Annotated in this window: 25 protein-coding genes, 4 tRNA genes and 1 pseudogene; 16 read left to right on the top strand and 14 right to left on the bottom strand. The window is 63.5% G+C overall.

Annotated elements, in window-relative coordinates:
• Window positions 1-4: 4 nt before the first annotated feature.
• The 5 genes and pseudogenes from ACW9UL_RS10525 to ACW9UL_RS10505 form a co-directional block, all read left to right on the top strand.
• Complete coding sequence (locus ACW9UL_RS10525; RefSeq protein ID WP_457790670.1) at window positions 5-1,306, top strand: HipA domain-containing protein; 1,302 nt, start codon at window positions 5-7, stop codon at window positions 1,304-1,306.
• A 95-nt stretch (window positions 1,307-1,401) separates the two neighbouring features.
• Entirely contained in the window at window positions 1,402-1,761 is a 360-nt protein-coding gene (locus ACW9UL_RS10520) for a histone-like nucleoid-structuring protein, MvaT/MvaU family (RefSeq protein ID WP_457790668.1), read from the top strand.
• A 265-nt stretch (window positions 1,762-2,026) separates the two neighbouring features.
• Entirely contained in the window at window positions 2,027-2,230 is a 204-nt protein-coding gene (xisR, locus tag ACW9UL_RS10515; RefSeq protein WP_457790666.1) for an excisionase family protein, read from the top strand.
• A gap of 181 nt (window positions 2,231-2,411) precedes the next feature.
• Window positions 2,412-3,653, top strand: a complete 1,242-nt coding sequence (locus ACW9UL_RS10510) for a site-specific integrase (RefSeq protein ID WP_122109795.1) — start codon at window positions 2,412-2,414, stop codon at window positions 3,651-3,653.
• 824 nt (window positions 3,654-4,477) lie between these two features.
• A pseudogene (locus ACW9UL_RS10505) lies at window positions 4,478-4,714 on the top strand (MutS N-terminal domain-containing protein); the annotation flags it as partial.
• 2 nt (window positions 4,715-4,716) lie between these two features.
• On the opposite strand, the gene ACW9UL_RS10500 reads toward ACW9UL_RS10505, so the two are convergent.
• The 7 genes from ACW9UL_RS10500 to ACW9UL_RS10470 form a co-directional block, all read right to left on the bottom strand.
• Window positions 4,717-4,803 (bottom strand) — tRNA-Leu (locus tag ACW9UL_RS10500).
• A 122-nt stretch (window positions 4,804-4,925) separates the two neighbouring features.
• Window positions 4,926-4,999 (bottom strand) — tRNA-Cys (locus ACW9UL_RS10495).
• A 38-nt stretch (window positions 5,000-5,037) separates the two neighbouring features.
• Window positions 5,038-5,113 (bottom strand) — tRNA-Gly (locus ACW9UL_RS10490).
• Window positions 5,114-5,180: 67 nt separating this feature from the next.
• Window positions 5,181-5,741 carry a CDP-diacylglycerol--glycerol-3-phosphate 3-phosphatidyltransferase gene (pgsA, locus tag ACW9UL_RS10485; protein ID WP_021442548.1) on the bottom strand — a complete coding sequence of 187 codons (561 nt, stop codon included), beginning with the start codon at window positions 5,739-5,741 and terminating at the stop codon, window positions 5,181-5,183.
• A gap of 33 nt (window positions 5,742-5,774) precedes the next feature.
• Window positions 5,775-7,598: an excinuclease ABC subunit UvrC gene (uvrC, locus tag ACW9UL_RS10480; protein WP_457790663.1), complete on the bottom strand. Its 1,824-nt coding sequence runs from the start codon at window positions 7,596-7,598 to the stop codon at window positions 5,775-5,777.
• A 2-nt stretch (window positions 7,599-7,600) separates the two neighbouring features.
• Window positions 7,601-8,245, bottom strand: a complete 645-nt coding sequence (gene gacA, locus ACW9UL_RS10475; RefSeq protein ID WP_031302763.1) for a response regulator transcription factor GacA — start codon at window positions 8,243-8,245, stop codon at window positions 7,601-7,603.
• A 159-nt stretch (window positions 8,246-8,404) separates the two neighbouring features.
• A tRNA-Ser gene (locus tag ACW9UL_RS10470) sits at window positions 8,405-8,492 on the bottom strand.
• Window positions 8,493-8,622: 130 nt separating this feature from the next.
• Between ACW9UL_RS10470 and ACW9UL_RS10465 the strand changes: the two genes are divergently transcribed.
• The 7 genes from ACW9UL_RS10465 to ACW9UL_RS10435 all read left to right on the top strand — a co-directional run bounded on the left by ACW9UL_RS10465 (window position 8,623) and on the right by ACW9UL_RS10435 (window position 12,893).
• A complete protein-coding gene (locus tag ACW9UL_RS10465) occupies window positions 8,623-9,291 on the top strand; it encodes a Bax inhibitor-1/YccA family protein (RefSeq protein WP_021442551.1) in 669 nt (222 codons plus the stop codon).
• 155 nt (window positions 9,292-9,446) lie between these two features.
• Complete coding sequence (gene tusD / locus ACW9UL_RS10460; protein WP_021442552.1) at window positions 9,447-9,839, top strand: sulfurtransferase complex subunit TusD; 393 nt, start codon at window positions 9,447-9,449, stop codon at window positions 9,837-9,839.
• Window positions 9,839-10,198, top strand: coding sequence for a sulfurtransferase complex subunit TusC (gene tusC / locus ACW9UL_RS10455; protein ID WP_021442553.1), 360 nt, complete (start codon window positions 9,839-9,841; stop codon window positions 10,196-10,198). Before tusD ends, tusC begins: the two co-directional genes overlap by 1 nt.
• Window positions 10,198-10,497: a sulfurtransferase complex subunit TusB gene (tusB, locus tag ACW9UL_RS10450; RefSeq protein ID WP_021442554.1), complete on the top strand. Its 300-nt coding sequence runs from the start codon at window positions 10,198-10,200 to the stop codon at window positions 10,495-10,497. The genes tusC and tusB overlap by 1 nt, the downstream gene beginning before the upstream one ends.
• Window positions 10,494-10,829, top strand: a complete 336-nt coding sequence (locus ACW9UL_RS10445) for a TusE/DsrC/DsvC family sulfur relay protein (RefSeq protein WP_021442555.1) — start codon at window positions 10,494-10,496, stop codon at window positions 10,827-10,829. The genes tusB and ACW9UL_RS10445 overlap by 4 nt, the downstream gene beginning before the upstream one ends.
• Window positions 10,826-11,809 carry a glycosyl transferase family protein gene (locus tag ACW9UL_RS10440; RefSeq protein ID WP_457790660.1) on the top strand — a complete coding sequence of 328 codons (984 nt, stop codon included), beginning with the start codon at window positions 10,826-10,828 and terminating at the stop codon, window positions 11,807-11,809. The genes ACW9UL_RS10445 and ACW9UL_RS10440 overlap by 4 nt, the downstream gene beginning before the upstream one ends.
• An 85-nt stretch (window positions 11,810-11,894) precedes the next feature.
• The gene (locus tag ACW9UL_RS10435; protein ID WP_397497117.1) at window positions 11,895-12,893 is read left to right on the top strand and encodes a glutathione S-transferase family protein; all 999 of its coding nucleotides are present in this window, start codon (window positions 11,895-11,897) and stop codon (window positions 12,891-12,893) included.
• A gap of 148 nt (window positions 12,894-13,041) precedes the next feature.
• Here the strand turns inward: ACW9UL_RS10435 and cysG are convergent, their stop codons facing one another.
• From cysG to ftsK, 6 genes are all read right to left on the bottom strand, one after another.
• On the bottom strand, window positions 13,042-14,430 hold the full coding sequence (cysG, locus tag ACW9UL_RS10430; protein ID WP_021442558.1) for a siroheme synthase CysG: 1,389 nt from the start codon (window positions 14,428-14,430) through the stop codon (window positions 13,042-13,044).
• A 131-nt stretch (window positions 14,431-14,561) separates the two neighbouring features.
• Window positions 14,562-15,842: a serine--tRNA ligase gene (gene serS / locus ACW9UL_RS10425; RefSeq protein WP_397497119.1), complete on the bottom strand. Its 1,281-nt coding sequence runs from the start codon at window positions 15,840-15,842 to the stop codon at window positions 14,562-14,564.
• 78 nt (window positions 15,843-15,920) lie between these two features.
• Entirely contained in the window at window positions 15,921-16,301 is a 381-nt protein-coding gene (gene crcB, locus ACW9UL_RS10420; protein WP_031302765.1) for a fluoride efflux transporter CrcB, read from the bottom strand.
• The gene (locus ACW9UL_RS10415; RefSeq protein ID WP_457790657.1) at window positions 16,301-17,623 is read right to left on the bottom strand and encodes a replication-associated recombination protein A; all 1,323 of its coding nucleotides are present in this window, start codon (window positions 17,621-17,623) and stop codon (window positions 16,301-16,303) included. The genes crcB and ACW9UL_RS10415 overlap by 1 nt, the downstream gene beginning before the upstream one ends.
• A 3-nt stretch (window positions 17,624-17,626) precedes the next feature.
• On the bottom strand, window positions 17,627-18,253 hold the full coding sequence (gene lolA, locus ACW9UL_RS10410; protein ID WP_397484787.1) for an outer membrane lipoprotein periplasmic chaperone LolA: 627 nt from the start codon (window positions 18,251-18,253) through the stop codon (window positions 17,627-17,629).
• 193 nt (window positions 18,254-18,446) lie between these two features.
• On the bottom strand, window positions 18,447-20,858 hold the full coding sequence (gene ftsK / locus ACW9UL_RS10405; RefSeq protein ID WP_457790655.1) for a DNA translocase FtsK: 2,412 nt from the start codon (window positions 20,856-20,858) through the stop codon (window positions 18,447-18,449).
• A gap of 204 nt (window positions 20,859-21,062) precedes the next feature.
• On the opposite strand from ftsK, the gene trxB reads away from it, so the two are divergent.
• From trxB to infA, 4 genes are all read left to right on the top strand, one after another.
• Entirely contained in the window at window positions 21,063-22,013 is a 951-nt protein-coding gene (gene trxB / locus ACW9UL_RS10400; RefSeq protein WP_122107819.1) for a thioredoxin-disulfide reductase, read from the top strand.
• 61 nt (window positions 22,014-22,074) lie between these two features.
• Window positions 22,075-22,755, top strand: coding sequence for a leucyl/phenylalanyl-tRNA--protein transferase (aat, locus tag ACW9UL_RS10395; protein WP_457790653.1), 681 nt, complete (start codon window positions 22,075-22,077; stop codon window positions 22,753-22,755).
• Window positions 22,756-22,952: 197 nt separating this feature from the next.
• On the top strand, window positions 22,953-23,660 hold the full coding sequence (locus tag ACW9UL_RS10390; RefSeq protein WP_457790651.1) for an arginyltransferase: 708 nt from the start codon (window positions 22,953-22,955) through the stop codon (window positions 23,658-23,660).
• 138 nt (window positions 23,661-23,798) lie between these two features.
• Window positions 23,799-24,017 (top strand): translation initiation factor IF-1, encoded by a 219-nt coding sequence (infA, locus tag ACW9UL_RS10385; RefSeq protein WP_002553999.1) that lies wholly within the window; start codon window positions 23,799-23,801, stop codon window positions 24,015-24,017.
• 62 nt (window positions 24,018-24,079) lie between these two features.
• On the opposite strand, the gene clpA is transcribed toward infA, so the two are convergent.
• Window positions 24,080-26,350 (bottom strand): ATP-dependent Clp protease ATP-binding subunit ClpA, encoded by a 2,271-nt coding sequence (clpA, locus tag ACW9UL_RS10380; RefSeq protein WP_457790603.1) that lies wholly within the window; start codon window positions 26,348-26,350, stop codon window positions 24,080-24,082.
• Between the last annotated feature and the right edge of the window lie 25 nt (window positions 26,351-26,375).

Genomic DNA, 26,375 nt, shown 5'->3' with positions numbered 1-26,375 from the left:
TGCAATGGATCGCCAATTAAACGTCTGGATCAACCACACACTGATCGGCACCTTATCCGAACAGAACGGGCTTTGGAGCTTCGCTTACACCCAGCAATGGCTACGCCAACCGGGTGCCTACCCTCTTTGCCCTAACCTGCCCCTGCAGAATGAACCGCACATGGATGGCGCCTCGGTGCGTCCAGTACAGTGGTACTTCGACAACTTGCTGCCCGAGGAAGGCCAGCGACAGTTGATCGCTCGAGCCGCGCATACCTCAGTAGCCGATGCCTTTGGCTTGCTTACCCAATTCGGAGCTGAATCGGCCGGCTCTATCACCCTCCTTCCACCAGATCAGCATCCTACACCTGGTGAACTTCGGGCATTACCTGATGAAGTACTATCGCAGCGCATTCGTGATATGCCCCGCGTACCTCTAGCCGAGCAAGCTGCCAAGCGTATGTCGCTGGCAGGCGCTCAGCACAAGATGGCCATCATCTTAGACGGAGAGCAACTGCTAGAACCCACCGGCAACATGCCCTCGACCCATATCCTCAAACCTGACCACCCAGACTTGACCTACGCACATTCGGTAATTAACGAGTGGTTTGTCATGACTCTGGCAAAAAGAATGGGCCTTCAAGTTCCAGAAGTCACTCGCAGGTATGTTCCACAACCGGTCTACCTCATCTCCCGTTTCGATAGGCGGCAAACACCAAAAGGCTGGGAGCGGCTGCATTGCATTGATGCCTGCCAATTGCTTGGACTCGACCGAGCCTACAAGTACGATCAAGGCAGCGTGCAACGCCTGCTGGATATCAGCAAGATGTGCAACATCCCGGCAAAAGCTCGACTCGAGCTATTCCGCTGGCTAGTGTTCAACATCCTGGTGGGCAACGGCGACGCCCACCTGAAAAACCTCAGTTTCTTGGTCACAGCCAAGGGAGTAAACCTTTCCCCCTTTTACGACCTGCTGAGCACCGCGGTGTACACCACTCGAGCGTTTGACCAGGATGGCTGGCCAGAACAGGTCAGAATGGCCTGGCCAGTTGGAGAAGAGGACCGGATTACGCGCCTCAATCGCACAAATCTCGTTGCCGCTGCCGAGGCCATGGGTATAAAAGCCAGCGCAGCACTGGCATCAATAGACAAAATGACATCGGGTATCCAGGCCACTGCGAATCAGCTGCTTGAACAAGTCGTCCGCGACAATCAGGAACTGGCGCAGAAAAAGCCAAATCTCCAAGCAACTCTTGCAGGTGAAACGCGTTGCCTGAGAACTATCGTCAGCATCGTAATTGGCGAAATGTGCAAACAGCTTTCCTAATATCCGGACGCAACTGTCGAGCAGCATTCCCTTGCATAGGGATTACAGCTATAGTCGGCCATACAACCTAATACTCACAAAGGAAAACTGACAGCATGTCGAAACTTGCCGAATTTCGCGCCCTTGAACAGCAACTGGCCGCTCAACTGGCAGAGCTTGAAGCTCTCAAGAAAGACGACGGCCTGAAGAAGGAGATGGAATTCGAGGAAAAGCTCCGCGCCCTGATGTCGAAGTACGACAAAGGCCTGCGCGACATCATCGCTATCCTTGACCCTCAAACCAAAGTCGGCAAGCCCAGCAAACAGGACTCCGGAGTGCGTCGTCCTCGCCAGGTAAAGCGCTACAAGAATCCCAAGACCGGCGAAGTTGTCGAAACCAAAGGCGGCAACCACAAAGTCTTGAAAGCTTGGAAAGAAGAGTTCGGCGCTGACGTCGTCGAAAGCTGGCTGCAGTAGCGGCCTACCGAACCAGAGGCGCCGTATCCATACGGCGCCGATACCCTCGAAAAACTCCCGATCTTCCACGGCACGAGATGTGGAAGCTGCGTACGATTTCGACTGAGGCCCACGCAGCAATGACAGCAACGGGGCAAACACCCCAACATCCATCGCCCACCTACGCCCATCCACGCCTACCCAGGTTTTCTGGCCGCGAATCCGCCTAGAGAATTTCTCCATCTATTAGCCAATGTCATCGTGCTGGCCGCACATGGAGAACTTCATGAGTACCTCTTGCCGATGGGTCCTGGTCAAACGCTTCGCCGAAGTCACCGGCTACACCGAGAATGCCGTGCGCCACAAGGTCAAGAACGGTATATGGGTGCAGGGGCGCATCTGGCGCAAGGCCCCGGACGGCCGCATTTTCGTAAATCTCGTTGAGTTCGAGCGATGGGTAGAAAGCGAGCGGCATCCCAGTTCGCATTGACCCCCGGTGGCAGGACACTGGCCCTCATACAAGCAAAAAGCCATACCTTGAAATACGCGCATTGAGCGTATTACTGTTGCGCTGCCTTGCAGACGCAGACCTCTTCACTACTTCTGGAGGCTATGTCAGGTCATCGCACGTTGCAGGCATCAAAAGCAGGAGGAATACCGAGGGTTGTCTTATGGCGGACAAAGAGAACAGGAAAACGGGCTATACGGGGATTGAGATTCACGGAAATTCGATCCGGGTATATTTCATGTACAAGGGTGTCAGACATCGACATACCTTAGGCATCGAGCCCACGAAGGCCAACATCAAGCACGCGGCCGGCTTACGCAGCGCCGCTCTGTTCGCACTGAGATCCGGCAACTATCACGAATCAGAATTTTTCCCGCATTCTCGTCCGGCAGAAGCACTTGCAACTGCCGGCAAACGCCTGAACGATCTGTGTGATCGCTACAAACCACTCAAGGCAGTGGATCTTACTCCGGAGACGGAGTCTCGCTACGAAATTGCGCTGAATGCCTGCCTGGAACTCATCGGACGCAACCGCCAGATCGACACGCTACTACCCGAGGACATTCAAAAGCTGAGGGTGGACCTGATCGCCACACGTGCGGTTTCAACGGTGAACCACTACCTCGCCACTTTCGCCGGCTTCCTCCACTGGTGCGAGAGCAACGGCTATTGCGGGGAACTCGGCAAGCACTGCACCCGCTTTACCAAGAGCAACAAGGAGCCCGATCCACTCACCTTTGAAGAGTTCGACGCACTCATCGAGAAAGGTTGCCTACATCCGATCGACAGGGCGGCCGTCACTCTAGCGGTCTACACCGGCCTGAGGCCTGGCGAACTGCTTGCCTTGGCCGTTGAAGATGTGCACCCGGATTTCAGCAAGATAAAGGTGCGGCGCTCGATCACGCAATCGATCACATTCAAGGTACCCAAGACCCAAAAGGAACGCACTATTCTGCTGTACCCGCCGGCGCGGGAAGCCTTGAAGATCCTTGTCGCCGATGCTGAACAACGCAAAGCAGTAGATCTGCAGGTCTGGCTCAACCGTCACGAATCCCGCACCGACCGGGTGCGCGTGCTGCTGTCACCGAAAACCCAGGCACGCAAGAAGGATGTCAACGACTACTTCGTACCGACTGCTTGGAATAGCAAATGGGCCAACCTGATCCGGCGATCGGGCATTCGGCCGCGCCCTCCCTACCAGACCCGCCACACCTACGCTTGCTGGAACCTGACTGCACGTGGAAACTTGGCGTTCATTGCCAACCAGATGGGCCACAGCGACTATTCCATGCTCGTGAAGGTCTATGCGCGCTGGATTGACTCGGAGTCACCGAGGGAGTTGGAACGTATATGGGAAGGCATACAGAGCATGGCCAGAAATGCCCCGGAGAAACAGGCAGCCTGAGCACCCGTGCGCCACTGCCCCCATGATCAGGCTGTCAACCTGTCTTGCATCGGCGAGCGCATCGACTATTTTTGAGGCGCTGTAACGAGGGCGCTGCACTCCCTCATAGAGCCAGAGTGTTTCTTGCACCACAAACATCGCGTGGTCAGGTTGCCTGATTTACCTACCCAGTACGCGCGTTGAACATATAATTCGGCCGCAATCTTTTTGCTTGCACTGTTGCAGTGCTGACTCATCGGCGCCCTATGAATTCCCCAATGAAGCCACAAAGCCCCACGCCGACAGCAATCCGAGAGGCGCGCGTAGTAGCAGGGTTAACCCAGACAAAAGCGGCTCATGCAGTTCAGGCCTCACTACGCGCCTGGCAACAATGGGAGGCGGGCGACCGGACGATGCCACCAGGTCTTTTCGAGCTATTCATGCTGAAGACCGGACAATGGTCTCTCGATGACCACGACGCGACAAAGTGACCTTAAAGGACAAGCTTGTGGCCATCATCACCAGGCTAACCAACATCAGCCTCGGCACCAAAGCAAGCACTCGGAGTTACCAACAGGGCCAACAGCTCCCCTTTGCGTACCAGCGCGATCAAAACCTACGCGCTGGCTACTGCAGGCATCTGGCAGTGCGCGGCAACCTGACCTTCGACCTCTCCCCGTTGAACTCAGAGAGCCATTCGAGGCACGAAAAGGCGAATGCCCGCGGGAGGAGTTCAGCATCCCCGAGGAAGCTGAAGCGCATCAGATGGGGCAAGCATGCCGCGATAAAATTACCCCAAATCTGCCCAAACGGCCAGACGAACGAATCATAAGCGATTGATTTTAATGAACAAAATAGATCTTTCTTCGCACACCCCGATGATGCAGCAGTACTGGAAACTGAAGAACCAGCACCCGGACCAGCTGATGTTCTACCGCATGGGGGATTTCTACGAGATCTTCTACGAAGACGCGAAGAAAGCCGCGAAGCTGCTGGATATCACCCTCACCGCCCGTGGCCAGTCCGCCGGCCAGTCGATCCCCATGTGCGGCATCCCCTTCCATTCGCTGNGAAATCATGTCAATGGTGCCCGAAGCCGGACTCGAACCGGCATGCCATTGCTGGCGAGGGATTTTAAGTCCCCTGCGTCTACCGATTTCGCCATTCGGGCGGTAGCGCTGCGCTGAAGGGCTGGACTATATACAGCGCCTACAGCAGCCGCAAGGCATGGGGATTGCCTTGGGATAATAAAAAAGCCTCGTAAATCATGGATCTACGAGGCTTTTTTTGAATTGGAGGCTGAGGTCGGAATCGAACCGGCGTTCACGGATTTGCAATCCGGTGCATAACCACTCTGCAACTCAGCCTTAAATCAAACGAGCCGCCGTGGCGACTCGTGTAAAACTGGAGCGGGAAACGAGACTCGAACTCGCGACCCCGACCTTGGCAAGGTCGTGCTCTACCAACTGAGCTATTCCCGCTTGTCTTGGTGACGGGCGCCATTCTATAGAATCGAATCGCCGCGTCAACCCTTTGATTCAAAAATACTTATTTCTTTTCCGAGGTGGTGCGCAGGTGCGGCCAGGCGGCCAGCAGGTAGTGCAACATCGACCACAGGGTCAGCACTGCGGCGATGATCAGCAGGGCATAACCGAGCAATACCCAGAAGGTGAATTGCGGCGGATTGGCCAGCAGGATCACCAGCGCCACCATCTGCGCCGCAGTTTTCCATTTACCCAGATTGGACACCGCCACATGCGCGCGCGCACCCAGTTCGGCCATCCATTCGCGCAGCGCGGAGACCACGATCTCGCGTCCGATGATGGTCGCCGCGGCCAGGGTCAGCCACAGGTTGGAGTGCTCGGCGGCCAGCAGCACCAGGGCCACCGCCACCATCAGCTTGTCCGCCACCGGGTCGAGGAAGGCGCCGAACGGCGTGCCCTGCTCCCAGCGCCGCGCCAGATAGCCGTCCAGCCAATCGGTCACGGCGGCGATGGCGAAGACTGCGCTGGCGGCCCAGTAGCTCCAGGAAAACGGCAAGTAGAACAGCAGGATGAAGACCGGGATCAGCAGAACCCGGAGCACGGTAAGCAAGTTGGGGATATTCATCGGCACAACTGGGCTGCGAGGTGAGCGGGCATTCTACTCGCTGTGCAAGGTGGCATAAATCAACTCGGCGAGCTTTTTGCTGATTCCCGGCGCCTTGGCGATTTCCTCGGCGCTGGCGCGGGACAGTTCCTGCAGGCCGCCGAAGTGGTTGAGCAGCTCGCGCCGGCGCTTCGGGCCGACGCCTGCCACCTCCTCCAGGCTCGAGGTGCGCCGCGCCTTGCCACGCCGGGCGCGGTGGCCGGTGATGGCGAAACGGTGCGACTCGTCACGAATCTGCTGAATCAGATGCAGCGCCGGCGAGTTGCCCGGCAGGGTGAATTCGTGCTCGGCATCGTTCAGATAGAGCACCTCCAGCCCCGGCTTGCGCGTGGTGCCCTTGGCCACGCCGAGCAGCACCAGGTCGGGCACCGCCAGCTCCTGCAGCACCTCGCGAGCCATGGCCAGCTGGCCCTTGCCGCCATCCACCAGCAGCACGTCCGGCAGTTTGCCTTCGCCGTCCTTGATCTTGCTGAAGCGTCGGGTCAGCGCCTGATGCATCGCCGCGTAGTCGTCGCCGGCGGTGACGCCCTCGATATTGAAGCGGCGGTAATCGGATTTGAGCGGGCCTTCCGGGCCGAACACCACGCAGGACGCCACCGTCGCCTCGCCGCTGGAATGACTGATGTCGAAGCACTCCATGCGCTGCGGCGGCTCGTCCATCTGCAGCACCGTGGCCAGCGCCTCGAAGCGCTCGGCCAGGTGCTGACGATTGGCCAGACGCGCGGCCAGCGCCTGCTCGGCATTGGTCACCGCCAGTTGCTGCCAGCGCGCGCGGGTGCCGCGCACGCGATGGCTGATGCTCAGGCTGCGCCCGCGCAAGGATTCGACCGCCTCAATCAGGGTGGCGAAATCCTCGTGCTGCACGTTGACGATCAGCTCGCTCGGCAGGTCGCGCTCGACATTGCCCAGGTAGTACTGGGCGAGGAAGGCCATCAGCACGTCGCCGCCCTCCTCCTCGATCGCCACCTGAGGGAAGAAGTTCTTGCTGCCCAGCACCCGGCCACCGCGCACGCTGATCAGGTGCACGCAGGCGCCACCGGGATTGAGCATCACCGCGATCACGTCGACGTCGCCGCTGCCGCCTTCCATGCTCTGCTGATCCTGCACCCGGCGCAGCAGGGCGATCTGGTCGCGCAGCTCGGCGGCGCGCTCGAACTCCAGGGCCATGGCGGCCTTTTCCATGCCGGCGGAAAGTTCGTCGCTCAGCGCGTTGCTGCGACCCTCGAGAAACATCACCGAATGGCGCACGTCCTCGGCGTATTCCTCAGGCGTGACCAGGCCGACGCAAGGCCCCTTGCAGCGCTTGATCTGATACTGCAGGCACGGCCGCGTGCGGTTCTTGTAGTAACTGTCCTCGCACTGGCGGACGAGGAAGGTCTTCTGCAGCAGGCTGAGGCTCTCGCGGATCGCCAGCGCGCTGGGATAGGGGCCGAAGTAGCGCCCCTTGGCCTTCTTGGCGCCGCGATGGATGCCCAGGCGCGGGAAGTCGCCGTCGGAGAGAAACACGTAGGGATAGGACTTATCGTCGCGCAGCAGGATGTTGTACGGCGGCCGCCATTCCTTGATCAGGGTCTGCTCGAGCAGCAGCGCCTCGGTCTCGTTGGCGGTGATGGTAGTTTCGATTTGCGCGATGCGCGCCACCAGGGCGGCGGTCTTGGGCGCCTGGCCGGTCTTGCGGAAATAGCTGGCCAGGCGTTTCTTCAGGTTCTTCGCCTTGCCGACATAGAGCAGCTTGGCCTCGCCGTCGAACATGCGATAGACGCCGGGGCGACCGCTGCAGGTCGCCAGGAAGGCACTCGAATCGAAGGGGGCTGACATCTTCAGCTGACGGCGTCGACCATGCCGTGGCGCACCGCGAGCAGCGCCAACTCGACGTCGCTGGTGATGGAGAGCTTCTCGAAGATGCGGTAGCGGTAGGTATTGACCGTCTTCGGCGACAGGCACAGCTTGTCCGAAATGTTCTGCACCTTATGGCAGTTGGCAATCATCAGCGCGATCTGGATCTCGCGCTCGGACAGCAGGTCGAACGGCGAGCCATTGCTCTGCGGCTGGAAGGACTTCAGTGCCAGTTGTTGGGCGATCTGCGGGTCGATGTAACGCTGGCCGGCGAACACCAGGCGGATGGCCTGGACCATCTCCTCCAGCGCCGCGCCCTTGGTCAGGTAACCGGCGGCGCCGGCCTGCAACAGGCGCGTGGGGAAGGGATCTTCCTCGCACACGGTGACGGCGACGACCTTGATGTCGGGATGGCTGCGCATCAGCTTGCGCGTGGCTTCCAGGCCGCCGATGCCGGGCATCTTGACGTCCATCAGCACCACGTCCGGCTTGAGCTCACGCACCTTGAGCAGGGATTCTTCCCCGGTGCAGGCCTCGCCCACCACCTGCAGGCCGTCGATGTCGGCGAGCATGCGCGTAATGCCTGTGCGAACCAGATCGTGGTCGTCGACCACCAGCACCCTAATCAATCGGCCACCTCGTTGCACCTTGTCAGCCACCGCGTACGCAGTGAGGTTGAACTTGTCGGTCACCTTAGCAAAAAGCCAGGGCCTGACCTAGCTTGGCGCACGGCAGTCAAAAAGCAAGCGCCAGATAAAGATCAGAAATTGCGTCAAGGCAAAGGGAATTGGCGGAGGCGGTGAGATTCGAACTCACGGATAGTTGCCCATCGACGGTTTTCAAGACCGTTGCCTTAAACCACTCGGCCACACCTCCGCTGCAGTGCGGGCGGCAATCTTACCGGAACGCAACACACTGTCAAACTCTGCGCCTTGGCACTGCGCCGGGCTCTGCTATGATCGGGAACATTCGAATATCGGAACCCTTGTGCCACAGGAGCGTCGCCATGCAAGAGCAAGACTACGTACTCAATCACTCGCAGGCCGAGCAGCTGGAAGTCAGCCGCGTCCTGCGCAATACCTACGGCTTGCTGGCCATCACCCTGGCCTTCAGCGGCCTGGTCGCGTTCCTCAGCCAGCGCGCCAACCTGCCCTACCCGAACTTCTTCGTGGTGCTGATCGGCTTCTACGGCCTGTTCTTCCTCACCTACAAGCTGCGCGACTCGGTCTGGGGCCTGGTTTCCACCCTGGCGCTGACCGGCTTCATGGGCTACACCCTCGGGCCGATCCTCAACCGCTACCTGGGCATGGCCAACGGCGCCGAGGTGATCAGCTCGGCCTTCTCCATGACCGCGCTGGTATTCTGCGGCCTGTCCGCCTATGTGCTGACCACCCGCAAGGACATGAGCTTCCTCAGCGGCTTCATCACCGCCGGCTTCTTCGTCCTGCTCGCCGCCGTGCTGGCCAGCTTCTTCTTCCAGATCAGCGGCCTGCAACTGGCCATCAGCGCCGGCTTCGTGCTGTTCTCCTCGGTCTGCATCCTCTATCAGACCAGCGCCATCATCCATGGCGGCGAGCGCAACTACATCATGGCCACCATCAGCCTGTACGTGTCGATCTACAACCTGTTCGTCAGCCTGCTGCAGATCTTCGGCATTATGGGCGGCGACGACTGATCCTTTTCGTCCCCCTTCAAGCCCGCCTCGGCGGGCTTTTCTTTGCGCGCTTGTTGGCGCAAAGCCCGCGCCCACCAAGGCACCGTCAAGGACTCTTTGTCTGCCATACGCCCCTGGCCTTATCATTGCCGTCAGTTTGCCTCGCCGGACGCTCCATGAAATTCGCCATCGCCCTGTTCGCTGCGCCCCATCTGCCCGCCTCCCGCCGTGCCCTGCGTTTCGCCCAGGCCGCGCTGGCCGGCGGCCACGAGATCGTGCGCCTGTTCTTCTACCAGGACGGCGTGCACAGCGCGGCCAGCAACGTCGTCAGCCCGCAGGACGAGCTCGACCTGCCGCGGGAATGGCGCGAGTTCGTCAGCGAGCACGGGCTGGACGCCGTGGTGTGCATCGCCGCCGCCCTGCGCCGCGGCGTGCTCGATGCCGATGAGGCGCAGCGTTACGCACGGCCGGCGGCCAACCTGCAGGCGCCCTGGGAGCTGTCCGGCCTCGGCCAGTTGCATGAGGCGGCGCAGCAGGCCGACCGCCTGATCTGCTTCGGAGGCCAGTAATGAGCAAGTCGCTGCTGATCATCAGTCGCCAGGCGCCCTGGAGCGGCCCCGGGGCCCGCGAGGCACTGGACATCGCCCTGGCCGGCGGCGCCTTCGACCTGCCCATCGGCCTGCTGTTTCTCGACGATGGCGTGTTCCAACTGGCCGCCGGCCAACAACCGGGCACCGTGCAACAGAAGGATCTCGGTGCCAACCTGCAGGCCCTGCCGCTGTTCGGCGTGGAGGCGCTATATGCCAGCGCCCGCAGCCTGAGCGAGCGCGGCCTCGACGATGCCGAGTTGCAGCTCGCGGTGCAGCGCCTGGACGACGGCGCACTGACCAGCCTACTCGACCGCTACGACCAGGTGATCACCCTCTGATGGCCACCCTGCATATCCTCTCTCACTCGCCCTTCGCCGACAGCCGCCTGGTCAGCTGCCTGCGCCTGCTCGGCGCGAACGATGCCCTGCTGCTCACCGGCGATGCGCTCTACGCGCTGCAGCCAAACACCGCCAACCTGCAGGCGCTGCAACTGCTGCCGACCGGCATCGCCCTCTATGCGCTGGACGAAGACCTCGCTGCCCGCGGCCTGACGGCGCCCGAACGGGTGCAGGCGGTGGATTACCCCGGTTTCGTCGAACTGTGCAGCCGTTACGCCAAGGTCAACAGCTGGTTATGAACGTCCTGAACCTCGACGGCCGTGAAATCGCCCTGGACAAGGACGGCTACCTGGTCGACCTGCAGGACTGGTCCGAGCCGGTCGCCGAGGCCCTGGCCGCGGCCGAAGACCTGCCACTGAGCGCCGAGCACTGGGAGATTCTCCAGCTGCTGCGCGCCTTCTACGCCGAATTCCAGCTGTCGCCGGCCAACCGCCCGCTGATCAAGTACGTGGCCCTCAAGCTGGGTCCGGACAAGGGCAACAGCCTGCACCTCAACCGCCTGTTCAAGGGCACCCCAGCCAAACTGGCGGCCAAGCTCGCCGGCCTGCCGAAACCGACCAATTGCCTATGAACCTGATCACTCCCGCCGAACACCCCTTCGCCCAGTTCGTGCGCATCCTCGGCAAGGGCAAGCGCGGCGCGCGCAGCCTGACCCGCGAGGAAGCCCGCGAGGCCATGGGTCTGCTGCTCGACGGCAAGGCCGAGGACACTCAGTTGGGCGCCTTCCTCATGCTGCTGCGGCACAAGGAGGAAAGCGCCGAGGAACTGGCCAGCTTCACCGAGGCGGTGCGTGCGCGCCTGGCAACGCCTGCCATCGATGTCGATCTGGACTGGCCGAGCTACGCCGGCAAGAAGCGGCATCTGCCCTGGTACCTGCTGGCGGCCAAGGCGCTGGCCGCCAGCGGCGTGCGCATCTTCCTGCATGGCGGTGGCGCGCATACCGCCGGCCGCCTGTACTGCGAGCAGTTGCTGCAGCCACTGGGGATTCCCCTGTGCCGCAACTGGTCGGCGGTGGACGCCGCCCTGCAACAGCACCGCCTCGCCTACAGCCACCTGGGCGACTGGATGCCAGCGCTGCAGCGCATGATCGACCTGCGCAACACCCTCGGCCTGCGCTCGCCGATTCATTCCCTGGCGCGTGTGCTCAATCCGCTCGGCGCACGCTGCGGCCTGCAGAGCATCTTCCATCCCGGCTACCAGGCGGTGCACCGCGAGGCCAGCCAGCTGCTCGGCGATCACGCCATAGTGATCAAGGGCGAAGGCGGCGAGATCGAGGTCAATCCCGATGCCGTCTGCCACCTCTACGGCACGCAGGACGGCCAGGCCTGGGACGAGGAATGGCCGGCGCTGTCGGCACAGCGCCACGTCAAACCGGAAAGCCTGCAGCCCGAACAGCTGCTCGCCTTCTGGCGCGGCGAGCGCGAAGACGCTTACGCCCGTCTGGCGGTGATCGCCACCATGGCCCTGGCCCTGCGCGGCCTGGGGCTGCCGCGCGAGCAGGCGTTCGCCGAAGCCGAGCGGCGCTGGAGCTGCCGCCTCCAATCGAACTGATCGAAGGGTTCAACCGGCTTTTTTCACCTTTCCATCGAGCCTCTGGCGCTAGACTCCAGATTCATTCGAAACGGAGGAAGGCGCGATGGGCTTGTTGATCGATGGACGCTGGCACGACCAGTGGTACGACACCGGGGACAGCGGTCGCTTCCAGCGCGAGAACGCCCAGCGCCGCCACTGGATCACCGCCGACGGCAGTGCCGGGCCGAGCGGCGACGGCGGCTTCAAGGCCGAGGCCGGACGCTACCACCTCTACGTGTCGCTGGCCTGCCCCTGGGCCCACCGCACGCTGATCCTGCGCAAGCTCAAGGGGCTGGAGCCACTGATCGAGGTTTCGGTGGTCGGCTGGCTGATGCGCGAGCATGGCTGGACCTTCGACCGCGCCTTCGGCTCCAGCGGCGACCGCCTCGATGACCTGCGCTACCTGCACCAGCGCTACACCGCCGACGACCCGCACTACAGCGGCCGGGTCACGGTGCCGGCGCTGTGGGACAGGCACACCGGCGGCATCGTCAGCAACGAATCGGCGGAGATCATCCGCATGTTCAACTCCGCCTTCGATGAGCTGACCGGCAATCGCCTGGATTTCTATCCCGAAGCGCTGCGCGAGCGCATCGACCAGCTCAACGAGCGCATCTACCCGGCGGTGAACAACGGTGTCTACCGTGCCGGCTTCGCCACCACTCAGGAGGCCTACGAGGAGGCTTTCGACGAGCTGTTCGCCGCCCTCGACGAGTTGGAGGCGCTACTGGCCGAGCAACGCTACCTGGCCGGTGTGTACCTGACCGAAGCCGATATCCGCCTGTTCACCACGCTGATCCGCTTCGATGCCGTCTACCACGGGCATTTCAAGTGCAACCTGCGGCGCCTCGAGGACTATCCGAACCTGTCCAACTGGCTGCGCGAACTCTACCAGTGGCCAGGGATCGCCGAGACGGTGGACTTCACCCATATCAAGTCGCACTACTACGCCAGCCACGCCAGCATCAACCCGACCGGGGTGATTCCGAAGGGGCCGAAGCTGGACTTCAATCACCCCCATAATCGCCAACGCTTGCCGGGCAAGGGCGTGTTCCAGCGCTAGGAATAGGCTGATTCGCGGCTGAAGCCGCCCCCGGGAGAAGCCACCATCCGGCAGGGTGGATCGCGCTTTATCGATCCACTCTGACAGCAGTAACGGTGGATGCAGAAGACCTCATCCACCCTGGGTGCTGAGCACAAACGCACCCCGCTCAGACGTCGCTCTGCGCCCCTTCGAACCAGGCCAGCTTGTCGCGCAACTGCACTACCTCGCCGACTATCACCAGGGTCGGCGCATGCACCTCATGCTCGGCCACCAATTGCGGCAGGCTCGCCAGGGTACCGGTGAACACCCGCTGGTTCTGCGTGGTGCCCTGCTGGATCAGCGCCGCCGGGGTGGTGGGCGCACGGCCATGGGCGATCAGTTGCTCGCAGATGCCGGCCAGCCCCACCAGCCCCATGTAGAACACCAGGGTCTGGTTGGGCGCCACCAGATCCTGCCAGGCCAGGTCGCTGCTGCCGTCCTTGAGGTGGCCGGTGACGAAGCGCACCGACTGCGCATGGTCGCGATGAGTCAGCGGGATGCCGGCGTAGGCCGCGCAGCCGGAGGCGGCGGTGATACCCGGCACCACCTGGAAGGGAATGCCCTCGGCGGCCAGCTGCTCGATCTCCTCGCCGCCGCGGCCGAAGATGAAGGGATCGCCGCCCTTCAGGCGCAGCACCCGCTTGCCCTGGCGGGCCAGGTCGATCAGCAGCTGGTTGATCTGCTCCTGCGGCACGGCGTGGTCGGCGCGGCGCTTGCCGACGTAGATGCGCTCGGCGTCGCGGCGGCACAGCTCGATGATGGCCGGCGCCACCAGGCGGTCGTAGAGCACCACATCGGCCTGCTGCATCAGGCGCAGGGCGCGGAAGGTCAACAGGTCGGGATCGCCCGGACCGGCGCCGACCAGGTACACCTCGCCCAGCGCCCGCGGTGCGGCGCCAGCCAGACGCGCTTCAAGCAGACGCTCGCCCTCCTCCGGCTTGCCGGCGAACACGCTTTCGGCCACCTGGCCCTGGAAGACGTCCTCCCAGAACACCCGGCGCTGCTGCACATCGGGGAACAGCTGCTTGACCCGCTCGCGAAAGCGCTTGCCCAGGTTGGCCAGCTGGCCATAGGTGGCCGGAATCCAGGTCTCGATCTTGGCGCGGATCAGCCGCGCCAGCACCGGCGCGTCGCCGCCGCTGCTGACCGCGACGATCAGCGGCGAGCGGTCGACGATGGCCGGGAAGATCACGCTGCACAGTGCCGGCGCGTCCACCACGTTGACCGGAATCCCCAGTGCCTGGGCCTGCACGGAAATCTGCGCGTTGAGCGGCTCGTCGTCGGTGGCGGCGATCACCAGGGCCACGCCCTGCAGGTCGCTGGCCTGGTAGCCACGCAGGAAGATACCGGCCGGTCCTGCCAATTCCTGCAGCTCGCTGCGGATCTCCGGCGCAACGACGCGCAGACGGGCGCCGGCGTCGCTCAGCAGGCGCGCCTTGCGCAGGGCGACTTCGCCACCGCCGATCACCAGCACCGGGCGATCCTGCAACTTGTGGAACAGCGGAAGGAATTGCATCAGATCAGCCTCGTAAGAGGTAGTAAGGCGAGCTTAGTAGGGGGCGCCATGCGCACCCTACGCGCGACGATCATCGTCCGGCATTCCGCCTAAAAAACGGGGTGGCCGCGCCACCCCTATTCTGCACCGGCTCAGCCGATCACTTCGATGCCGCCCATATAAGGCTTGAGCACCTCGGGCACGCGGATGCTGCCGTCGGCCTGCTGGTAGTTCTCCAGCACGGCCACCAGGGTACGCCCCACCGCCAGCCCGGAGCCGTTGAGGGTGTGCACCAGCTCCGGCTTGCCGGTTTCCGGGTTGCGGTAGCGCGCCTGCATGCGGCGGGCCTGGAAGTCGCCGCAGTTGGAGCAGGAGGAAATCTCGCGGTATTTGTCCTGGCTCGGCACCCAGACTTCCAGGTCGTAGGTCTTCACCGCGGAGAACCCCATGTCGCCGGTGCACAGGGCCAGCTTGCGGTATGGCAGCTCGAGCAGTTGCAGCACGCGTTCGGCGTTGGCGGTCATGCCTTCCAGCGCCTCGAAGGACTTGCTCGGCTCGACGATCTGCACCATCTCCACCTTGTCGAACTGGTGCTGGCGGATCATGCCGCGGGTATCGCGACCGGAGGCGCCCGCCTCGCTGCGGAAGCAGGGGGTGTGGGCGACGAACTTCAGCGGCAGCTGCTTGGCGTCGAGGATCTCGCCGGCGACGATATTGGTCAGCGACACCTCGGCGGTGGGGATCAGGTAGAAGTCCGCCTCGCCTTCGCGGGCGATCTTGAACAGGTCTTCCTCGAACTTCGGCAGCTGGCCGGTGCCCTGCAGGGCCGGGGCCTGCACCAGGTACGGGGTGTAGGCCTCCTCATAGCCGTGCTCGCCGGTATGCAGGTTGATCATGAACTGCGCCAGGGCGCGATGCAGACGGGCGATGGGGCCGCGCAGCAGGGCGAAACGGGCGCCGGAGAGCTTGGCGGCGGTCTCGAAATCCAGCCAGCCGTGCTGCTCGCCGAGGGCGACGTGATCCTTGACCGCGAAATCGAAGCTGCGCGGGGTGCCCCAGCGCGATACTTCGACGTTGCCGTCCTCGTCTTCGCCGACCGGCACCGACTCGTGCGGCAGGTTGGGAATGTTCAGCAGCAGGTTGTCCAGCTCGTTCTGGATGGCATCGAGTTCACGCTTGCCCGCTTCCAGATCGCTGCCCAGCTGGTCTACTTCGGCCAGCAGCGGCGCGATGTCCTCGCCGCGCGCCTTGGCCTGGCCGATGGCCTTGGAACGGCTGTTACGCTCGGCCTGCAGTTGCTCGGTGCGCACCTGCACCGACTTGCGCTGACTCTCCAGGGCCTCGAAGCGGGCGACGTCGAGGACGAAGCCTCGCGTGGCGAGGCGCTCGGCGATTTCGGTGAGTTGCGTGCGGACAAGTTTGGAATCGAGCATGTTCGGGTCTCAAGACAACGGCGAAATGGTGGTGGCCAGCAGTGTGGCGCGGGTTGTGGAGTGTAAAGCCTTAGCGGGTCAGGATGCCAATCGGGCCAGGCTCAACCCGGCCCAGGCCGCCAGCAGGCCGCCGATGATGCTGAACGCCAGGTAGCCGAAGGCTTCGACGGCGCGACCGCCCTCCATCAGCTTCAACATCTCCAGGCTGAAGGAGGAAAAGGTGGTGAAGCCGCCCAGCACTCCGGTAATCAGCCCGGTGCGCAGCTCCAGCGGCAGATCGCTGCGGGTGAGAAACAGGCCGGACAACAGGCCGATCAGCAGACAACCGAGGAGGTTTACCGCGAAGGTAGCCAGGTAGAAATGCCGCGGCCAGTGACCGGCGACCCAGCTCGCGACCAGAAAGCGCATAACCGAACCGGCCGCGCCCCCCAGGGCCACGGCAAGCGCCACGCGAACCATCATTTTCGCCGCCGCCTCGGACTGCTGGCGTCCAGGTTGCGCAGGTGCTTGAGCTTGTCGCGAATCTTCAGCTCCAGGCCACGCGGTACCGGGTCGTAGTACTGGCGCGGTTGCAGCGCCTCGGGGAAATAATCCTCGCCGGCGGCATAGGCATCCGGCTCGTCATGGGTGTAGCGGTACTCGTCGCCATAGCCGAGCTGCTTCATCAGCTTAGTCGGCGCGTTGCGCAGGTGCAGCGGCACTTCCTGCGAGCCCTGTTCGGCGGCGTCGCGCATGGCCGCCTTGAATGCCATGTACACCGCGTTGCTCTTCGGCGCGCAGGCCAGATAGACGATGGCCTGGGCCACCGCCAACTCGCCCTCGGGACTACCCAGGCGCTCCTGCACGTCCCAGGCGTTGAGGCACAGGGTCAGGGCCCGCGGGTCGGCATTGCCGATGTCCTCGCTGGCCATGCGCACCACCCGCCGGGCGATATACAGCGGGTCGCAGCCGCCATCGAGCATGCGCGCGTACCAGTACAGCGCGCCGTCGGGACTAGAGCCGCGCACCGACTTGTGCAGCGCGGAAATCTGGTCGTAGAAGGCCTCGCCGCCCTTGTCGAAGCGCCTGCGGCTGTCGCCCAGCAGGTTCTGCAGCAGCTCCACGCCGATCTCGCCGCCATCCTCGGCCAGGTCGGCGGCGTTCTCGAGGAAGTTGAGCAGGCGCCGGCCGTCGCCGTCGGCAGCGGCCAGGAGGATCTGGAAGCTCTCCTCCGGCAGGCTCAGGTTACGCCCGGCCAGGCCCTTCGGCTCGCTCAGCGCACGGCCCACCAGCTTGCGCATCGCCGCCTCATCGAGACTCTTGAGCACGTAGACGCGGGCGCGCGACAGCAGCGCGTTGTTCAGCTCGAAGGAGGGGTTTTCCGTGGTGGCGCCGATAAAGATCAGCGTGCCGTCTTCCACATAGGGCAGGAAGGCGTCCTGCTGGCTCTTGTTGAAGCGGTGCACCTCGTCGACGAAGAGGATGGTGCGCCGGCCGTACTGGGCGGCGTGCTGCTGGGCCACCTCCACCGCCTGGCGGATCTCCTTGACCCCGGAGAGCACCGCAGAAATGGTCTCGAAGTGCGCATCGGTGACCTTGGCCAGCAACCGTGCCAGGGTGGTCTTGCCCACGCCCGGCGGGCCCCAGAAGATCATCGAGTGCAGGGCGCCCTGCTCCAGCGCCTCGCGCAGCGGCTTGCCCGGGCCGAGCACGTGTTCCTGGCCGACGTACTCGTCCAGGCTGGTCGCGCGCAGGCGCGCGGCCAGGGGTTGTGCGACGGGTTGCCGACCGAACAGGTCCACGCCTTACTCCTGAATGACGTCCGCCCCTTGCGGAATGTCGAAGCTGAACAGGTGATCTTCGACCGGCTCGTTCATCTTCACGTTGAGGAACAGGATATTGGTGCGCTGGCCGATGCTGTCGATCAGCTGCATGTCGTTGAGCACGCGGTTGCGGAACGACAGGCGCAGGCTGTCGAACAGGCTGTCCTTGGCCTTGGGCTTGAGGATGAAGTCGACCACGCTGCCGCCTTCCTTGTAGCTGATCTCGAAGTTCTCGCGGATCTGCGACACGTCGCCGGACAGCAGCAGCGCCGGGGTATGGGTCAGGCGCTGGTCGAGAGTCTGGATGGTCACCTGCTCCAGGTCCGGGTCGTACAGCCAGACCTTCTGGCCGTTGGACACCAGCAACTGCTCCATCGGCTCGTCGGTGTGCCAGCGGAACAGCCCTGGACGCTTGAGAACCAGCTGCCCGGCGGTTTCCTGCAGCTGGGTGCCGCTGGCGTCGAGGGTGAGCTGGGAGAAACGGGCACTGATGGTCTGCGCCTGGTTGAGCAGTTCGGTCAGGCGCTGGGTGGCCGCCTCGTCGTCGGCCTGGGCGGTCAGCAGGGTGAAACTCAGAGCGGCCAGCATCAGCAGGCGGATAACACGCATATAAACCCCTTGAAGGATGGCGAGGCGTCCACGCCCCGCATTGCTCGGCCGCCGCTGGGGCCGCCGTGGAATCTTGTAGACCGCGAATCCGCCGGTTTGTCCGCCGCCGCCGCGCTCAGAGGTTGTGAAGAAATCGTAGCGAGCGAAGGCAGGTCGCGTTTCGCCGGAGCGCAGTAGATTTATTCACAACCTCTCAGTCGCGCGACGGCCCGGGCGCGATCACCTCGCGCGAGCCGTTGGTGTTCATCGAGCTGACCACGCCGGCCATCTCCATCGCCTCGATCATCCGCGCGGCGCGGTTGTAGCCGATCTTCAGCTTGCGCTGCACCGCGGAAATGGAGGCGCGGCGGCTTTCCAGGACGAAGTTGACCGCTTCGTCGTACAGCGGATCTTCCTCGCTGCCCTCGCCGCCTTCGCCACCACCGCTGCCGCCCTCGAAGCCGCTGCCGGCCTCTTCGACGCCGGCGAGAATGTCTTCGATATAGTCCGGCGCGCCGCGCTGCTTCCAGGCCTCGACGACGCGGTGCACCTCGTCGTCGGAGACGAAGGCGCCGTGCACGCGGATCGGCAGGCCGGTGCCGGGCGGCAGATAGAGCATGTCGCCATGGCCGAGCAATTGTTCGGCGCCGCCCTGGTCGAGGATGGTGCGCGAGTCGATCTTGCTCGACACCTGGAAGGCCATGCGGGTGGGGATGTTGGCCTTGATCAGGCCGGTGATCACGTCCACCGAGGGGCGCTGGGTGGCGAGGATCAGGTGGATGCCGGCGGCGCGCGCCTTCTGCGCGATACGGGCGATCAGTTCTTCGACCTTCTTGCCGACGATCATCATCATGTCGGCGAATTCATCGACCACCACGACTATGGTCGGCAGCGGCTTGAGCTGCGGCGCCTCGTCTTCCATGCTCTCGCGGCGATACAGCGGGTCGGTCAGCGGCGTGCCGGCCTCGATGGCGTCCTTGATCTTGCGGTTGAAGCCAGCCAGGTTGCGCACGCCCATGGCCGCCATCAGCTTGTAGCGGCGTTCCATTTCGGCGACCGACCAGCGCAGGGCGTTGGCGGCTTCCTTCATGTCGGTGACCACCGGGCAGAGCAGGTGCGGAATGCCCTCGTAGATCGACAGTTCCAGCATCTTCGGGTCGATCATGATCATCCGCGCCTCTTCCGGCGTGGACTTGAACAGGATCGACAGGATCATCGCGTTGACCCCCACCGATTTACCCGAGCCGGTGGTACCGGCTACCAGCAGGTGCGGCATCTTGGCCAGGTCGGTGATCACCGGGCGACCGCCGATGTCATGGCCCAGGGCCAGGGTCACCGGCGACTTGGCGTCGTCGTACTCGGGCGACGACAGCACCTCGGAGAAACGCACGATCTGCCGGTCTTCGTTGGGAATCTCGATGCCGACTGTGGTCTTGCCGGGGATCACCTCGACCACGCGCACGCTGACCATGGCCATCGAACGCGCCAGGTCCTTGGCCAGGTTGGAGATGCGGCTGACCTTCACCCCCGCCGCCGGCTGGATCTCGAAACGGGTGATCACCGGGCCGGGATGCACGGATTCGACCACCACCTCGACGCCGAACTCCTTGAGCTTGATCTCCAGCAGGCGCGACATGGCCTCCAGCGACTCAGGCGAGAACTGCTTCTGCTTCTTCTCGGCGACGTCGAGAATGGAAATCGGCGGCAGGCTGCCTTCGATAGCCGTGTCGACGAACAGCGGCGCCTGTTTTTCCTTGAGCACGCGCTTGCTCGGCTCGGCCGCCTTGGGCGGCGCGGGCGGGGTGATCACCGGCGCCGGGCGCTTCTCGCGCTCGCTCATGTGCTTGCTCAGAGATTCTTCGCGCTCGAGCAGGCGCTCCTTGACCTTGGCCTGCTCGCGGCGATCGCTGACCACCGGCGCGGCCACCTCGCTGACCCGCTCGTCCAGCTCGCGCAGCTGCACTTTCATCTGCTTGCGTTCGTTGCGCGCGTTCCACCAGCCGGTGATGGCGCCGTTGATCAACTCGATCAGGTCCAGGGTGATCTTGCCGGTCAGGTCCATCACGCGGAACCAGGACAGGTCGGTGAATACGGTCAGGCCGAACAGGAACAGCGCCAGGAACAGCAAGGTGCTGCCCTGCACGTTCAGCGCGTGCACGGCCAGGTCGCCGAGGCTGGCGCCGAGCATGCCGCCGCCGGAGCCCTGCATGCCGGCCGCGGCCGTGAAATGAATGTCGCCGAGCGCCGCGCCGGACAGGATCAGGAATACCAGGCCGATGCTGTGCCAGGAGAACAGCCAGCCGTTCCAGTGCCAGGGCTGGTTGCGCGTGCGAAACACCTGCCAGGTCTTGATGCCCAGCAGCAGCGGGAAGATGTAGGCGAAATAGCCCAGGGCGCCGAACAGCGCGCTGGACAGCCAGGCGCCGATGCTGCCGCCGGCGTTGAGAATGCGCTCGACCTGCACGCTGTTGTCCCAGGCCGGATCGGCGACGTTATAGGTCAGCAGCGTCATCAGCAGGTACAGGCACAGCGCCGCCAGGGCAATCAATGCGCCCTCCTTCAGTCGATACTGAAGTTTCTGCCGCCAGTCCGGAATCTGCGTGGTGGAATTCTTCAAAACAGCCATTTCCTGCGCCCCTGGCGCGTCCATCTGATGGTTAACCGCAGAACGCGGACATTGTACGGATTTACCCCAGGCCCGTCGCCCACCGGCCAATCGCCAAGCTCCCGCACCCGCCCCGCTTCGGTGTAGCATAGCCGGCAGCAGCTTCCATGCGGCTCAATTGGAGCACGCATTCTCTTTTGTGACAAAGGCTTATGGGGTTTTTTTATGAGCGAAGTCAAGCATTCACGCCTGATTATCCTGGGCTCCGGCCCTGCCGGTTATAGCGCAGCCGTCTACGCCGCTCGCGCCAATCTCAAGCCTGTGGTCATCACCGGCATCCAACCCGGCGGCCAACTCACCACCACCACCGAGGTGGACAACTGGCCGGGCGACGTCGAAGGCCTGACCGGCCCGGCGCTGATGGAGCGCATGCAGAAGCATGCCGAACGCTTCGACACCGAGATCATCTACGACCACATCCATACCGCCGAGTTGCAGAGCCGTCCCTTCGTGCTCAAGGGCGATAGCGGCACCTACAGCTGCGACGCACTGATCATCGCCACCGGCGCCAGCGCCCAGTACCTCGGCCTGCCCTCGGAAGAAGCCTTCTCCGGCAAGGGCGTATCGGCCTGCGCCACCTGCGACGGCTTCTTCTACCGCAACCAGGTGGTGGCGGTGATCGGCGGCGGCAACACCGCCGTGGAAGAGGCGCTGTACCTATCCAACATCGCCAAGGAAGTGCACCTGGTTCATCGCCGCGACAAGCTGCGCTCGGAGAAGATCCTGCAGGACAAACTGTTCGACAAGGCTGCCAACGGCAATATCAAGCTGCACTGGAACCACACCCTCGACGAGGTGCTGGGCGACCAGACCGGCGTCACCGGCGTGCGCCTGAAGAGCACCGAGAACGGCGCCACCAAGGAACTGCCGCTGGCCGGCGTGTTCATCGCCATCGGCCACAAGCCCAACACCGAGCTGTTCACCGGCCAGCTGGAGATGCGCGACGGCTACCTGCTGATCAAGGGCGGCAGCGAAGGCAACGCCACCGCCACCAGTATCGACGGCGTATTCGCCGCCGGCGACGTGGCCGACCACGTCTACCGTCAGGCCATCACCTCCGCCGGTGCAGGCTGCATGGCGGCACTGGACGTCGAGAAGTTCCTCGACAGCCATTGATCCACCCGGGCGAGCCGCTTCGCTCGCCCTCTCCCCTGCCCTGCTCCGCCGGACACCCCGCATGCTGACCTGGCTGCAACGCGACTCCCTGGCATTCCCGCCACTGGCCAAGGCCATGCGCGAGCCCAACGGCTTGCTCGCGGCTGGCGGCGACCTCAGCGCCGATCGCCTGATCGGCGCCTACCGCCACGGCTGCTTCCCCTGGTTCCAGGACGGCCAGCCGATTCTCTGGTGGTCGCCCGATCCACGCACCGTGTTGTTTCCCGACGAACTGCATCTCTCCCGCAGCCTGGCCAAGCTACTGCGCCAGCAGCGTTATCGGGTCACCTTCGACCGGGATTTCGCCGCGGTGATCCGCGCCTGCGCCGCACCGCGCGATTACGCCGACGGCACCTGGATCACCCCGAGCATGCAGGACGCCTACCTGGAGCTGCACCGCCGCGGCATCGCCCATTCGGTGGAGGTCTGGCAGGGCGAGGAACTGGTCGGCGGCCTCTATGGCCTGGCCATCGGCCAGCTGTTCTTCGGCGAATCCATGTTCAGCCGCGCCGACAACGCCTCCAAGGTGGGGTTCGCCACCCTGGTCGACAAGCTGCGCCAGTGGGGCTTCGTCCTGATCGACTGCCAGATGCCCACCCAGCACCTGCACAGCTTCGGCGCCCGCGCCATCCCCCGCACGGCTTTCGCCGACTACCTGCAGCGCCATCTGGACCTGCCCAACACGGCAAACTGGCTCGCCTAGGGCGTCGCGGGCACCTATCCGTGCGCGAAGCTGCACGCCCCATGGCCCGACGGACTGTCCGCCGGCGCTGCAAGCGCTCGGCGTTCCGAGCCGCCCTACACCCCCGAATCCACTCGCACCACTGGCAGCCTGAGGGCCTGTAGCTTGCAGCCGAACTTGGCTTACACTCTTAGGCAAGGCTTTACCGAGACACCGCCATGACCGAGCTGGCCCGCCTGAAGTTCTACGCCACCCAGCCTCATCCGTGCAGCTATCTGCCCGAAGAACAGGCCACCACCCTGTTTCTCGACCCCAGTCAGCCCATGGACGTGCTGGTCTACGCCGAACTCTCGGAAATGGGCTTTCGCCGCAGCGGCGACCACCTCTATCGCCCGCATTGCCAGCAGTGCACCGCCTGCGTTCCGGCGCGCATCCCGGCCTCGGTGTTCACCCCTAATCGCCAGCAGCGGCGTATCCTCAAGCGCAACCAAGACATCAGCGTGCGCCCCGTGCGCCCGGCCTTCACCGAGGAGTACTACGCGCTCTACGTGCGCTACATCGAGCAGCGCCACGCCGATGGCGACATGTATCCGCCGAGTCGCGACCAGTTCTCCACCTTCCTGGTGCGCGACCTGCCGTTTTCGCGTTTCTACGAATTCCGTCTGCGCGGTCGCCTGGTAGCCATAGCCGTGACCGACCTGCTGCCCAACGGGCTGTCAGCGGTCTACACCTTCTACGACCCGGCCGAGGAGCGTCGCAGCCTGGGGCGCTTCGCCATACTCTGGCAGATCGGCGAAACCGCGCGCCTGGGACTGCAGGCCGTCTATCTCGGCTACTGGATCAAGAACTGCCGCAAGATGAACTACAAGACCCAGTACCGCCCCATCGAGCTGTTCGTCAATCAGCGCTGGACTCTCCTGACCTAGAGCCTCGCGCGCACCACCGAGCAAGCTCTCCCCGCCAAGCCCCTTGGCGCAGCCTCCTGTTTTCGGGCACAATGCACGCCGCTTTTGCCTGGCGCCAGTTGCACCGGGCCATTTCCTGGATACCGAGGGCTTTACTGCATGTCGAAAGAAGACAGCTTCGAAATGGAAGGCACTGTCGTCGACACCCTGCCCAACACCATGTTCCGCGTGGAGTTGGAAAACGGGCACGTCGTTACCGCGCACATCTCCGGCAAGATGCGCAAGAATTACATCCGCATTCTCACTGGTGACAAGGTGCGCGTCGAGCTGACACCTTATGACTTGAGCAAGGGCCGCATCACCTACCGCGCCCGTTAAGCCAAGCACCAAACGAAAACGCCCGGCATATGCCGGGCGTTTTCGTTCGTCTTTCCAGCCGATCAGGCGACTTCTGCCGCCGTCTCGTACTCGAAGCTCGGCTCGCCATCCTTGATGTCGATGTGCACCACACCGCCATGCTCGGCCAGCTCGCCGAAGAGGATTTCCTCCGCCAACGGACGCTTGATCTTGTCCTGGATCAGGCGCGCCATCGGCCTGGCGCCCATCATGACGTCGTAACCGCGCTCGGCCAGCCAGCCGCGCGCCGCATCGCTGACCTCCAGGGTGACGCGCTTGTCCTCCAGCTGCGCCTGCAGTTCGGTGAGGAACTTGTCGACGATGCTCTTGATCGTCTCGTGGCTCAGGCGGCCGAACTGGATGATGGTGTCCAGGCGGTTGCGGAACTCCGGAGTGAAGCTCTTCTTGATCACTTCCATGGCATCGGTGGAGTGATCCTGCTGGGTGAAGCCGATCGACGCCCGCGCCGCAGTTTCCGCCCCGGCGTTGGTGGTCATGATCAGGATCACGTTGCGGAAATCCGCCTTGCGCCCGTTGTTGTCGGTCAGGGTGCCGTGATCCATCACCTGCAGCAGCAGATTGAAGACTTCCGGATGGGCCTTCTCGATCTCGTCGAGCAGCAGCACGCAATGCGGCTGCTTGGTGATCGCCTCGGTCAACAGACCGCCCTGGTCGAAACCGACGTAGCCGGGCGGCGCGCCGATTAGCCGTGACACGGTATGCCGCTCCATGTACTCGGACATGTCGAAGCGCACCAGCTCGATGCCCATGGCCTTGGCCAACTGCCGGGCGGCCTCGGTCTTGCCCACGCCGGTGGGGCCGGCGAAGAGGAAGGAGCCGACCGGCTTGTCCGGCGCCTTGAGCCCGGCGCGCGACAGCTTGATCGCCGTGGCCAGCGAGTCGATGGCGGCATCCTGGCCGAATACGGTGAGCTTGAGGTCGCGCTCGAGGTTGCGCAGCAGTTCCTTGTCCGAGCTGGACACGTGCTTGGGCGGAATCCGCGCGATCTTGGCGACGATGTCCTCGACCTGCGCCACCTCGATGCGCGGCACGCGCTTGTCTTCCGGCTGCAGGCGCTGGTAGGCACCGGCTTCGTCGATCACGTCGATGGCCTTGTCCGGCATATGGCGGTCATTGATATAGCGCGCGGCCAACTCGGCCGCCGCACGCAGGGCCTCGTCGCTGTACTCGATATGGTGGTGCTGCTCGAAACGCGCCTTGAGCCCCTTGAGAATGCCGTAGGTATCGTCGACCGACGGCTCGACCACGTCGACCTTCTGGAAGCGTCGCGCCAGGGCGCGATCTTTCTCGAAAATACCGCGGAACTCCTGGAAGGTGGTGGAGCCGATGCAGCGGATCTCGCCGGAGGACAGCATCGGCTTGAGCAGATTGGACGCGTCCATCACCCCGCCGGACGCCGCACCGGCACCGATGATGGTATGGATCTCGTCGATGAACAGGATGGCGTGCGGCCGCTTGCGCAGCTCGTTGAGCAGCGCTTTGAAGCGCTTCTCGAAATCGCCACGGTACTTGGTACCGGCCAGCAGCGCGCCGAGATCCAGGGAATAGACCACGCTATCGGCCAGCAGATCGGGTACCTGCTCGTCGACGATGCGCTTGGCCAGGCCCTCGGCGATGGCGGTCTTGCCGACGCCAGCCTCACCGACCAGCAGCGGGTTGTTCTTGCGCCGCCGGGCGAGGATCTGCGCCACGCGCTCGACCTCGTGCTCGCGACCGACCAACGGGTCGATGCGCCCCTGACGCGCCAGTTCGTTGAGGTTGCTGGCGTAGGCGTCCAGCGGATTGCTGGAGGCCGAGGCCTCGCCTCCCTCTTCGTCCTGCATCTCCTGGTCGTTCTCGTGATGATCGCCGTGCCCCGGCACCTTGGAGATGCCGTGAGCGATGTAATTGACCACGTCGATACGCGCCACGCTCTGCTGCTTGAGCAGGAACACGGCCTGGCTTTCCTGTTCGCTGAAGATCGCCACCAGCACGTTGGCGCCGGTGACTTCGCGCTTGCCCGAACTCTGCACATGGAACACCGCGCGCTGCAGCACGCGCTGGAAGCCCAGGGTTGGCTGGGTTTCGCGCTCTTCGTCGTGCTGGGGAATCAACGGCGTGGTGGAGTCGATGAACTCCTGCAAATCATGGCGCAGCTTGTCGAGATTGGCTCCACAGGCGCGCAACACGCTGGCCGCCGCCTCGTTATCCAGCAAGGCCAGCAGCAGGTGCTCGACCGTCATGAACTCATGACGCTTGGCGCGCGCCTCCTTGAAAGCCAGATTGAGGGTTACTTCGAGCTCTCGATTCAACATAGCTTCACCTCATACCCAAGTGGCC

The organism is Pseudomonas sp. PL-6 (genome assembly GCF_054110165.1).
This window is presented reverse-complemented; position numbering and strand designations above follow the sequence as displayed.